Below are 12,404 nucleotides of genomic sequence, written 5' to 3' on the forward strand. Positions count from 1 at the left end.
ACATACCTGGAGGTAGTTTTTTTATGGGGGCAAAGGATAAGGAGGGTTACCCTGAGGATGGCGAAGGACCTGTTAGAAAGGTAAAGGTAAATTCATTTTATATGGATGCCCATGCTGTTACGAATGCCGAATTTAAAGACTTCGTCAAAGAAACAGGTTATATTACGGAATCAGAGAGGTTTGGATGGTCATTTGTATTCTATCAATTTGTTAGTGATCAAACAAAACGCAAAGTGAAACAAATCGTTCAACAGACACCCTGGTGGCTCGTCGTACATGGAGCATCATGGAAACATCCCGAAGGCCCAGACTCTGGCATTGAGGAGAAATTGGATCATCCTGTTGTACATGTGTCCTGGAATGATGTGCAAGCTTATTGTAAATGGGCTGGAAAAAGGCTGCCAACAGAGGCGGAATGGGAATTTGCCGCACGTGGCGGATTGAAACATAAGAAATTTCCATGGGGAGATAATCTTTCACCAAATAAAGAACATCTTTGTAATGTTTGGCAAGGAGAGTTTCCAAAGACTAATACAGTAGAAGATGGTTACATAGGTACTGCGCCAGCCAAATCGTTCCCGCCAAATGGATACGGTCTTTACAATGTTGTTGGTAACGTATGGGAATGGTGTTCAGATTGGTTTGCAAGAAGTATGCGAGATCGAGGTGGAAGGAATAATCCCAAAGGGCCAAAATCAGGTGAATTTCGTGTTATGCGTGGGGGTTCTTATCTTTGCCATCATTCTTATTGTAATCGTTACCGAGTAGCAGCAAGGTCAAAAAATACTCCTGATAGTGCGTCAGGGAATATTGGTTTTCGTTGTGTGAGAGATGTTTAAAGAAATTACGTTAGTAGTCTATCATTAAAAGGAGGAAAATAATTTTGGAGTATAAAAAGAGAGAAGAAAAACCCTGGGCTAAGTATGTCAATAAAATTTCGATGTTGGGTTCGGTGGCTTTGTCAGCAACCGTTTTATTAGGTGGTTGCCAGGCTCAGTCAGAAGAAGGGGATGAAATTCAAAAAGAAGATACCAAAAATCAGGCAAAGGTAGAAGAGAAAACAAATGTAATGTATGTAGTTTTAGATGATGCAGGTTTTTCTGATTTAGGTAGCTTTGGATCTGAAATCAGTACCCCAAATATAGATGAGCTTGCAGAAAACGGTTTAAAGTATAACAATTTTCATGCAACACCAGTTTGTTCTCCGACACGTGCCTCCTTATTAACGGGTCGGAATCATCATGCTGTTGGCATGGGGAATGTTGCGAACTTTGATTTTGGAGAAGGACATCCAAGCAGCAGAGCTGAAATACCAAAAGAAGCTGGTTTCGTAACAGAAGTTCTTGGGGAGAATGGTTATACCAACTTTGGGGTTGGGAAATGGCACATTACGCCGACTGTAGAGCTTTCTCCAGCAGGTCCGTATGATAGATGGCCGCTTGGAAGAGGATTCGATCGATACTATGGAAACTTAGAGGACTCTTCTGATCAGTTCCGTCCAGAATTATTTAGGGATAATAGTGCAGTACCTTTACCTGATGTGGAAGATTATCATTATTCAGAGGACATTGTTAAAAATGCAAGACAATATATCACGGATCATGTATCCATTCGACCAGATGATCCATTCTTTATGTATCTTGGATTTGGTGCACAGCATATGCCACATCAGGTACCTGAAGAATATATAGAAATGTATGAAGGTAAATTCGATGAGGGATGGGACGTAATTAGGGAAGAACGATTTGAAAAACAAAAGAAACTGGGCATTATTCCCAAAGATGCAGAACTTGCTCCTCGGGCCCCAGGTGTTCCAGCATGGGATAGCCTGAACGAAGACCAAAAGAAACTATACACCAGGTTTATGGAAACATACGCCGGCTTTCTAACGCATACGGACGAACAAGTCGGTAAATTAGTTGATTCCTTAAAGGAGATGGGCGAATTAGATAATACGCTTATTGTATTGATTTCCGATAATGGTGCCAGTTTCTCAGGTGGAAAGAATGGGGCTACGAATCAAGCCTTGGCTTATAATAAAATTCCTGAAGATTTTGAATCCATCTTAGAAAAATACGATCAAATTGGAGGGGAAAAGACGAATAGCGATTATCCTTCTGGATGGTCTCAAGTCAGTAATACACCATTTGCAGGATTTAAAGGAACGACACTTGCTGGAGGAATTCGCACTCCTATGATTGTTCACTGGCCTAATGGTATAAAGTCAAAAGGCGAAACCAGAACACAATTCACACATGTCAGTGATATTACTCCAACAATATATGACGTCCTGGGAATTGAAATACCAGATCAGATAAATGGCATCGAGCAAATGGAAGTGACTGGAGTCAGTTTTGCTAAAACTTTTGACAAATCCAATGCAGAAACGGTCAAGGACACCCAATACTTTGAACATAGCGGAAAGCGAGCGATTTATCATGATGGATGGAAAGCAATTTCAAAGCATGAACCAAGTACAGATTTTGAAGACGATGAATGGGCCCTCTACAATGTCAAAAAAGACTTTTCAGAACTGAATAATGTGGCAAAAGAACATCCGGACATACTTGAAAAACTTATTGACCTTTGGAATAAGGAAGCAGAAAAGAATGATGTATTCCCTTTATCAGAAAAATTCTTAGAAGGCCTGAAAAATGTACCTGAGGATAATTTGAGAGCAAGGAAATCATTTACGTATTATCCAGGAATGTCACATTTAAGTGAATCGGCTGCACCGCTTACATTAGATCGTAATCATAAGATCACCATTCCGATAGATTACGCTAAAGAAGATGAGGGGGTATTATTAGCTTTAGGTAACGATAAGAGCGGTTATACCTTCTATGTAAAAGAAAATACTCTCCATTATGAATATCATAATGGGAGAGAAAGATTTATTATCGACTCGGATAAGAGCTTAAATGAAGGTGAGAATCTGATCACATTTGTATTTGAAAACACAGGGGAAAACAAAGGTACCGGTACATTATTCGTTAATGATGAGCCTGTTGGGGAAACGGAAATACAAACTCTACCACTTAAAACGTCTTTTGAAGGTTTGGATATTGGAAAAGATTTATTATATCCTGTCAGCCCTGAATATGCGGACGAGGGAAAATTTCCATTCACCGGTGAAATTGAAAAGGTTCAATACGATTTTGATAAAGCTGAGTATATAACAATTGAATAAGAAATTACTCTACTAAGCGAAAGTGAATCATATTTCAGGGAGGAGTTAATTGAATGAAGTATGTACGTTTTAAAGACAAAGATGAAGTGATGTTTGGAATAGTAGAAGGGGATGAAATCATTCCATTGGATGGAGACTTTTTGCAAGGCAAACCAAGCAAACTGGATTCTACTTATAACCTGAATGAAGTGAAACTTTTACCACCCGTTTCACCAGGACAGGTTGTAGCAATTGGTCTGAATTATGCGCTTCATGCAGAAGAAAGCGGGATGCCCATTCCTGATGAGCCGATGATGTTCATGGTGTCTCCAACTTCTATTATTGGTAATGAAGACAACGTTATCCTGCCTAACTTAGAGCACAGAATTGATTATGAAGCAGAACTTGCAGTCGTGATAGGCAAGAAAGCTAAAAATGTTTCCAGGGATGATGCACTGTCTTATGTATTTGGTTATACCTGCAATAACGATATTTCTGACAGAACCCTTCAAAAAAAGGATGGTCAATTTACAAGAGCTAAGTCTTTTCCTACTTTTAAACCACTAGGGCCGGTAATTGAAACAGAGCTTGATCCTAATCATGTAGAGGTTAAGTTGACAATTAATGGAGAAGTCAGACAACACTCCAACACGAATGACCTCATTTATAAGATTGAGGATTTAATTGTCAAAGTTACAGAAGTGATGACGTTAAACCCTGGTGATATTATTATCACTGGAACCCCTTCTGGAGTGGGTCCTCTAAATCCAGGCGATCAAATCGAATTAGAGATAGAAGGCATAGGGAAACTGGAGAACCAAGTAGTCTATTAATCTCTTCTTTAATTTAACCGAAGAAAGTACCTGCGCCCCAGTGACTGAACATAATACTATATATGGGCCAGGTACTTCTTATTAAATGATAACCTGAATGTATGAATCACAGGTCCTTCTTTCAGTGTAAAACGTAATCCATGAGTGATGGATTACGTTTTTTAAAATGATGAGTGCAGGCGTTTTCAATGAAAATGGAAAGCATTCCAGAATCCTGATTGCAACCATCAGCTATAGAGCTGGCTGTGGGAATCATCACATTTACTTCCTATTCGTCAAAGAACCATTATCCAAAGCAGCCCTTGGCAGCATAGTTAGCCAGATAGCTTCAGTACTTTGCACGCATTTGAATACGTAAAGATCATTCACTATAATGTGAATATTGAAAAAATTAAACGAAGAATCGGGTTAATAAATTGTAATTTAAAAGGAGTGAAGGATTTTTGAAAAAGCCTCTGGAGCTTGAACGAGATTTAAAATTAGCAGATGACGGGTTGATCTATACGGAGGATAACAGGGCCATCTTAGTCCCCACGTCTTCTTTCGGTATTTTGAGAAAAGATTTATATACAAACATAGGTAAGGAGCGAGTGAAGGGTTTCTTAATGCGTTATGGTTCGGATCTTGGTCGCAAAGATGCAAAGATCATCCAGGAAAAATTTAATCATGAATCCAAAGAGACGATTATAAAAAAAGGCCCAATCTATCATCAGTTACAAGGACATGTTGTTCCGACTTTAACTAAAATTAAAGTAGAACACTATGATGATAAAGTATCCACTTATATAGAAGGTACCTGGGAGCATTCTTATGAGGCAGAGGAACATATTGAACAATTCGGAATATCTGATGAACCTGTTTGTAATACACTGGTTGGATATGCGAGTGGATTTCTTAGTGAGGTATGCAATCAAACTGTTCTATTTAAGGAAGTATCTTGTGTAGGAAAGGGAGATGAGGTATGTAAGTGGGTAGGGAGAACAGTTGATTATTGGACAAATGAAATGAATGATGAACTGAAGTATTACAAGGAAGAACCAATTGTAAAAGAGCTGGAGTTAACTTATGAAAAATTACTGGAAGAAAGAAACTATTTAAAAAAGGCTTCCGTTATCTATAACCAATTAACGGAAGAAATTTTAAAAGGGAAAGATTTGGATACGATCATGGATTTTGTCTACAACTTAACTAAAACAGCAATATTAATCGAAAGTCCAGAATTACAACTGATTGCATCTGGTGGTGTACCCAATAAAGATTTGGACGGGATTAATCATTCTTTTTTTAATTATATTCACAACAAAAATTCCATGAAAAAGACTTTACACCAAACAAAAATTATAAAATTAGAGGAACATAAAAGAATTGTTACTCCGATATTCCTTCAAGGGAAAATAATCGGGTATTGTTCGTTTGTTTATTATGAAGATTCAGAGGAAGAAAAATTAAGATTTCTCCAAATGATAATTGAGAGAATCTCATCGATATGTGCTTTATATATCTTAAACAAGAAAACTGAAACAGAAGCAGAAGAGCGAATGAAGGGGAGGTTTTTGGAGCAGATTCTAAATGGAGAGTATACAAATGAGGAGATTCTCAGACGAGGCAGCTTTATTGGTTTGGATCTTTTTCAACCGTATTACATAGTAGTAATAAACTTTCAAAAACCTAATCAAAATTATAAAGAAGAATTAACTTTTTTGGAAGAGGTTAAAAATGAAAGCACCATGTATTTCCAGAGATTTGATATTAATATACTTTTAGGGCAACAGGCAAATGACTTAGTTCTTTTATTTTTAAAAAGCGAAATTGCTGATCGAGGAATTAAAGCTACTTGTACAAAGTACTTAGATCACCTTTCTAATTTGTATCCATCTGTAGTGTTTTCTGCTGGAATTAGCATGCAGTCGAATAAAATAGAAAACGCTTCAAATAGTTATCATGAGGCTGTTACATCCCAAAGAATGACAACTAATAAAAATAACGTCATAGAATTTCAAACTTTAGGGATATTAGGTCCATTAATCAATTCAAATAATGAAGAAGAAGTAAAAAGGATAGCAATATATACATTAAGGCCACTTTGTGATGATTTAGATGATGATAAAAAAATGGAAACAATCAAAACGTTGTATATGTATTTACTTAATGGGGGGAATTTAGAGCAAACTGCTACCGATATGGCATTATCTTTAAGTGGACTTAGATATAGAATAAGAAAAATAGAAGATCTGATGGAACAGGACTTAAGAAACCCGGAAGTATCGTACAAGTTATTGCTGTCTATTCAAGCGTTACTATCTATAGGAAAAATAAATATTTCAAACTATTAAAAGTGTCTCCTCAACAGGAGGCATTTTTTAATAGTTACAAAACTGACAGTAAATGTTTGAAAATTGTATATATTCAGACGCTAGGTGTCGTTGTAATGAAAGCGCTTTTATTAAAAAATAAAGATAAGCACTATTTAAATGATTAATATACTGCATGGGAGGATTAGTTATGTTAACAGGAAAAGAATACTTGGAGAGTTTAAAAGACGGCAGGGAAGTTTATTTAAACGGGGAAAAGGTGGAGGATGTAACAACACACCCAGCATTTCGCAATTCGGCTCGTTCTTATGCACGACTGTATGACAGCCTTCATGATCCGGAATTGAGTAAAAAATTAGTAACCGAAAATGAATACGGCGATAAAACGCATTGGTTTTTTAAAACACCTAGAAGTTCAGAAGATCTATTAAAAACAAGAGATGCAATAGCGGAATGGTCCAAGTTAAATTATGGTTTTATGGGACGTACTCCTGATTATAAGGCTTCATTTATTGGTCACTTACATGGTTATGCCGACTTTTTTGAGGGGTTCGAAGATAATGCCAAAGAATGGTATAGGAAAGTATCAAAGGATGTATCCTTTGTTAACCACACGGTGATTAATCCACAAGTGGATCGTTCAAAACCACTTCATGAGAATAAGGATGTATTTGTCCGTGCAGTCGATGAAAGAGATGATGGAATCATAGTAAGCGGTGCCAAAATGGTTGGTACATCTGCTCCATTAACACACTATAACTTTGTTGCGAACTACGGTCCCAAAGATTTAGGAGATGGCGATCAAAGTCACGCACTTATTTTCATGGTACCAATGAACGCGCCAGGCGTGAAGATGATTAGTCGTCCTTCCTATGAATTACAGGCCGCTACAAATGGCACACCATTTGATTACCCACTTTCAAGTCGATTTGATGAAAATGATGCAGTGATTGTACTGGATAATGTATTTATTCCGTGGGAGGATGTTTTATCTTATAAAAACGTAGAGGTATCAAATAACTTTGTACCAGGAACGAACTTTGTAAATAGATTTTCTTTTCATGGTGGAACCAGATTGGCTGTAAAACTTGATTTTATGGCAGGGTTACTGCTTAAAGCTACAGAGGGAGCTGGTACGAAACAATTTAGAGGAGTTCAAGTCAATGTAGGTGAAGTTTTGGCTTTACGTAATATGATGTGGAGTCTGACAACTGCAATGGCTAGTGATCCAGATGTAGGAATGAATGGTGTAGCGGTACCAAATAGTTTTTCATCACATGCCTATCGTGTACTGGCACCGAATACTTGGGTAAAGGTAAAGAATATCTTCGAACAAGTAGTTGCAGGCGGTTTAATTCAGTTGCCATCGAGTTCTAAGGATTTCCTAAATGAAGAATTACGGACACATATTGATAAATATTACCGTGGCACAGGTATCTCTGCGGAAGAACGGGTGAAGTTACTGAAGTTGGTTTGGGATGCAATTGGTTCCGAATTTGGAGGACGTCATGAACTTTATGAAATAAACTATGCCGGCAATACCGAAAATATCCGCATTGAGACATTGAAACATGCAGAGTTTTCAGGTGCAGCAGATTCCTATAAAGCCTTTGCAGAATCAGCAATGAGTGATTATGATTTGCATGGATGGACGAATAATACATGGGTTAACCCATCTAAAGTAGAAGATTTGGTGAAACAGTAAACTTTTAAAGAGGAGGATTTATAATGGATGATCGTCAATTCAGATTTGCAATGGGACAATTTGCAACAGGTGTTAATGTCATTACAACAGAAGCAGATGGAAATATTCACGGCATGACTGCTAATGCCTTTATGTCAGTGTCGTTAAATCCAAAGTTAGTAGTCATTTCCGTTGGCGAGCAGGCAAGCATGTTAGAAAAAATTAGAAAAAGTAAAAAGTACGCTGTCAGCATTCTATCTCAGGATCAAAAAGAATTATCCATGTTATTCGCTGGACAAATCAAAGAAGACAGAGATGTTTCTTTTGATAGATTAGCAGGGTTACCAGTAATTGAAGGAGCACATACTCAAGTTTCCTGTGAAGTTGTCAATGAACACGTGGAAGGAGACCATACCCTGTTTATCGGCAAAGTCATTGATCTTAAGCTTCAGGATTGCTCAGATCCGTTGCTTTTTTATAAAGGACAATATTGTTGTATGAAGGCTTCCGAAGAAGTTATGTAAATTTCTTGAACTTTTAGCAATTAAACTGAAAAAGTGGAGGGATTAGTAATGAGCGAATTTAAAGAGCCGATTTTCGATGTAGCGCAATTAGCACACATTGAGATTTTTTCACCGAAGCCGGAAGAAAGTGTAGAATTTTTTACTAGATTTTTAGGAATGGATGTTACGGCCAGGGCTGGCCAGTCTGTTTATTTGAAAGCATATGAGGATACGTACCACAACACATTAAAAATAACGGAATCAAATGAGGCGGGTCTAGGCCATGCAGCTTGGCGGACCATGTCTCCTCAAGCGTTAGAGCGACGGGTGGAAGCGGTGAAAAATACCGGTTTAGGTCAAGGCTGGATTGATGGAGATGTTGGCCATGGTCCTGCATATCAATTCACCACACCTGACGGCCATAAGATGGAACTCCTTTTTGACGTAGAATATTATCAGCCTAGGGAAGAAGAAAAAACAAGACTTTTAAATCGGAATGTAAAACGTCCAGATCGTGGGGTACCTGTTCGCCGATTGGACCACATTAATCTTATGAGTTCTAATCCCGGAAGAGATACAGACTTTTTAGTGGATGCGCTTGGGTTCAGATTAAGAGAACAAATCCAGGATAATGGACAGGTTCTGGGAAGCTGGATGAGTGTTTCTAATCTTGTTCATGAAATCGCTTACATGCCTGAACCAAATCAAATTCCAGGGAAGTTGCACCATTTATGTTACTGGTATGGAGTTCCGCAAAATTTGTATGATATTGCAGACCTCTTGAAAGAAAATGAGATATTTATCGAAGTACCTCCTAACAAACATGGCATTAGTCAAGCGTTCTGTATGTATGTATATGAGCCAGGCGGAAACCGTGTGGAATTATTTGGAGATGCAGGATATTTAATCACCGATCCCACATTTGAACCTGTTATATGGGAAATGAAAGACACGCCTGGTTATGGAGATACATGGATCGGAACCGCGTTTCCTGATTCCTGGTGGAATCAAGGGACTCCAGTAACTGTTCCTGAAATTGCCAAAAAGTAATCAGTGGATAATGATTTCTTTAAAAAGGTCTACTCTTTTTTAAAGAAATCATTCCATTACAAGCTTTATCGTTTTCAGTAACCTGGCTTTTTTAGTTAGTAGAGAGGAAGGTGAAAAGAAGTGTCCAAAGTAAAGGTAGGCATTTTAGGGTCTGGAAATATAGGTACGGACCTTATGTATAAAATTTTAAAAAACGATGGACCTATGGAACTATCATTAATGGCCGGTATCGATCCCAATTCTGAAGGACTAATGAGAGCGAGGGAAATGGGGATAGAAGCAAGCCATGAAGGAATTAATGATATTTTAGCTGATTCAGATATTAAGATTGTTTTCGACGCAACGAGTGCAAAGGCTCATATTCAAGCTGCTGAAAAGTTGAGAGCAGAAAATAAAATGGCAATTGACTTGACACCTGCAGCTGTCGGGCCTTATCTGGTACCACCGGTAAATTTAAATGATCATATCGAATCGAAAAATATAAACATGGTTTCTTGTGCCGGCCAAGCAACTACACCACTTGTTCACGCTGTTTCACGGGAGGTTCCTGTTCAATACGCAGAAACGATTGCAACGGTGGCCAGTCGTGCAATCGGGACGGGTACAAGAAAAAATGTAGATGAGTTTACGCGAACTACCGCAAACTCTTTAGTAAAAGTTGGCGGTTCCATAAGTGCAAGAGCAGTACCGGTATTTAATCCTGCAGAACCGCCAATAACAATGGTTAACACGATTTATACAGTGATTAAAGAAAAAGATTTTGATGTGGATGCAGTCAAAAAATCTATCAAGGATATGGTTAAAAACGTATCTGAGTATGTTCCAGGTTACCGGTTAAAAGCGGAGCCAATTATTGACTATCGTGAGACTCCATGGGGACGTTTGCCTGTGGTAGTTATTATGAATGAAGTGGAAGGTGAGGGAGACTTTTTCCCGAAATATGCTGGAAATTTAGATATCATGACTGCATCAGCACGAAAAGTCGGTGAATTATACGCTAGTCATATCTTACAAAAAGAGGAGGTACAGCAGTGAAAATCCCAAGGCTTACGGACACGACATTAAGAGACGGTTCGCACGCGATAAGCTATAGTTATACTTCTGATCAAGTGAAAGATATTGTCCATGGTCTGGATAAGGCGGGTGTTCCGGTAATTGAAGTGAGTCATGGCGCAGGTTTGAATGGTTCTACGATTCAGCAGGGATTTTCTAAAACCCCAGAATCCGAACTGATCAAAGTAGCGGTTGAAACAGCTAAACAAGCAAAAATTGCCTCCCTATTTGTACCTGGTATTGGTACAAGCGAAGAATTAAGAGATGCAATAGAAATTGGGATCAAGATGGTAAGAATTGCTGTGCATTGTACAGAAGCCGATGTTACTGAACAGTATTTCCATTTGGCAAAAGAATTAGGAATTGAGGCTGTTGGATTTTTAATGATGTCTCATACACAACCTAAAGAAGTGCTTGTAGAACAGGCGAAACTGATGGAATCTTATGGAGCAGACTGTGTATATGTAGTAGATTCAGCAGGGGCACTGGTTCCAGATGGGGTAAGGGAAAGAGTTTCCGCTCTAAAAGATGCATTAACTATTGATGTAGGGATGCATGCCCATAATAATTTAGGGTTAGCTATCGGTAACACAATAGCGGCACTGGAGGCAGGAGCAGATCAAGTTGATGGAACTGTAAGGGGGTTGGGCGCTGGTGCAGGCAATGCACCAACAGAAGTAATCGTAGCCGCTTTGAATAAAATGGACATTGATACGGGCATCAGTCTATCTGTATTAATGGACTTGGCAGAAGAAGTTGTAGCGCCAATTATCCCGTCTCCAATAGTTATTGATCGTGATAATTTATCCAGTGGATATGCAGGGGTATACAATAGTTTCTTATTGCATGTAAGACATGCAGCGGAAAAATTTGATTTAAATCCTACTGAAATTATGGAGGAACTGGGAAAACGTCAAGCTATTGCAGGTCAAGAGGATTGGATTATAGATGTAGCAATTGAACTGGCAGAGAAGAAAAAAGGTCTTCAAAGTATTAAGTAAAGGTGGAGGATATATGGTACCACAAGAAGCAGCAACAAAATTGCTGGAGGCAGAGAAGAAAAAAGATGTTATTCCACCCTTAACGGAGACATTTCCAGGTCTAACCGTTGATGAAGCTTACCATACTCAATTAGAAATTATCCGGCATAAAGTTGACGAAGGGGCTATCATAGTTGGAAAGAAAATTGGAGCGACCAGCCAGGCAATTCAAAGTATGTTTGGCGTAGAGCAACCGGATTATGGCCATCTATTAGACGACATGTTGCATGTCGAAGGGGATGAGCTCCAAATAGATGACTTTATACAGCCAAAAGTAGAATTTGAGATTGCTTTCAAGTTAAAGAAAGACTTGAAGGGTCCAAATGTGACGGTAATGGATGTTATAGAAGCAACTGATTATATTTCTCCTGCTATTGAGATTATTGATAGCAGAATCCAGGAGTGGCAAATTAACTTTGAAGATACGGTAGCAGATAATGGCTCTTCAGCAGCTGCTGTCATTGGTGGAAAACCTACAAAATTAGATGGTATAGATTTAACTCATATTGGAATGGTTGCTTATAGAAATGGTGAAATGATTGATTCTGGTGCTGGAGCGGCGGTTTTGGGGAATCCACTATGGTCGGTAGTTTGGTTGACAAACTCATTAAGCAACTATGATGTTCACCTTAAAGCAGGAGAAGTTGTATTATCCGGAGCATTAACGAGTGCAATAGAAGCAGAAGGTGGAGACACATTTACAGCTGAGTTTGATCATATCGGCTCTATTTGTGTGACGTTTAAATGATAGAAGGAAAGA

10 protein-coding genes are annotated in these 12,404 nt (G+C 38.5%); all 10 read left to right on the forward strand.

What is annotated here, in order from left to right; translation table 11 throughout:
- A partial coding sequence (locus tag P855_RS20285) for a formylglycine-generating enzyme family protein (RefSeq protein ID WP_037985583.1) occupies positions 1 to 839 on the forward strand: 839 nt, incomplete at its 5' end.
- Positions 840 to 883: 44 nt separating this feature from the next.
- Complete coding sequence (locus tag P855_RS0102675) at positions 884 to 3,190, forward strand: arylsulfatase (protein WP_235062601.1); 2,307 nt, start codon at positions 884 to 886, stop codon at positions 3,188 to 3,190.
- A 53-nt stretch (positions 3,191 to 3,243) separates the two neighbouring features.
- Positions 3,244 to 4,002 carry a fumarylacetoacetate hydrolase family protein gene (locus P855_RS0102680; RefSeq protein ID WP_028782145.1) on the forward strand — a complete coding sequence of 253 codons (759 nt, stop codon included), beginning with the start codon at positions 3,244 to 3,246 and terminating at the stop codon, positions 4,000 to 4,002.
- Positions 4,003 to 4,445: 443 nt separating this feature from the next.
- On the forward strand, positions 4,446 to 6,335 hold the full coding sequence (locus P855_RS0102685) for a XylR N-terminal domain-containing protein (RefSeq protein ID WP_028782146.1): 1,890 nt from the start codon (positions 4,446 to 4,448) through the stop codon (positions 6,333 to 6,335).
- Between the two features lie 169 nt (positions 6,336 to 6,504).
- A complete protein-coding gene (locus P855_RS0102690) occupies positions 6,505 to 8,019 on the forward strand; it encodes a 4-hydroxyphenylacetate 3-hydroxylase family protein (RefSeq protein ID WP_028782147.1) in 1,515 nt (504 codons plus the stop codon).
- A gap of 23 nt (positions 8,020 to 8,042) precedes the next feature.
- Entirely contained in the window at positions 8,043 to 8,522 is a 480-nt protein-coding gene (locus P855_RS0102695; RefSeq protein ID WP_028782148.1) for a flavin reductase family protein, read from the forward strand.
- Positions 8,523 to 8,570: 48 nt separating this feature from the next.
- On the forward strand, positions 8,571 to 9,551 hold the full coding sequence (locus tag P855_RS0102700) for a catechol 2,3-dioxygenase (RefSeq protein WP_028782149.1): 981 nt from the start codon (positions 8,571 to 8,573) through the stop codon (positions 9,549 to 9,551).
- A gap of 120 nt (positions 9,552 to 9,671) precedes the next feature.
- A complete protein-coding gene (locus tag P855_RS0102705; protein WP_028782150.1) occupies positions 9,672 to 10,586 on the forward strand; it encodes an acetaldehyde dehydrogenase (acetylating) in 915 nt (304 codons plus the stop codon).
- Positions 10,583 to 11,605 (forward strand): 4-hydroxy-2-oxovalerate aldolase, encoded by a 1,023-nt coding sequence (dmpG, locus tag P855_RS0102710; RefSeq protein WP_028782151.1) that lies wholly within the window; start codon positions 10,583 to 10,585, stop codon positions 11,603 to 11,605. Before P855_RS0102705 ends, dmpG begins: the two co-directional genes overlap by 4 nt.
- A gap of 13 nt (positions 11,606 to 11,618) precedes the next feature.
- Complete coding sequence (locus tag P855_RS0102715; protein ID WP_028782152.1) at positions 11,619 to 12,392, forward strand: 2-keto-4-pentenoate hydratase; 774 nt, start codon at positions 11,619 to 11,621, stop codon at positions 12,390 to 12,392.
- Positions 12,393 to 12,404 lie beyond the last annotated feature (12 nt).

It is taken from the genome of Thalassobacillus devorans MSP14 (assembly GCF_000496835.1).
GTDB classification, from domain to species: domain Bacteria; phylum Bacillota; class Bacilli; order Bacillales; family Halobacillaceae; genus Thalassobacillus; species Thalassobacillus devorans_B.

Coding starts and splice junctions, on each gene's coding strand:
- P855_RS0102695 (WP_028782148.1), top strand. CDS start 8,043: ATGGATGATCGTCAATTCAGATTTGCAATGGGACAATTTGCAACAGGT.
- P855_RS0102680 (WP_028782145.1), top strand. CDS start 3,244: ATGAAGTATGTACGTTTTAAAGACAAAGATGAAGTGATGTTTGGAATA.
- P855_RS0102690 (WP_028782147.1), top strand. CDS start 6,505: ATGTTAACAGGAAAAGAATACTTGGAGAGTTTAAAAGACGGCAGGGAA.
- P855_RS0102715 (WP_028782152.1), top strand. CDS start 11,619: ATGGTACCACAAGAAGCAGCAACAAAATTGCTGGAGGCAGAGAAGAAA.
- P855_RS0102700 (WP_028782149.1), top strand. CDS start 8,571: ATGAGCGAATTTAAAGAGCCGATTTTCGATGTAGCGCAATTAGCACAC.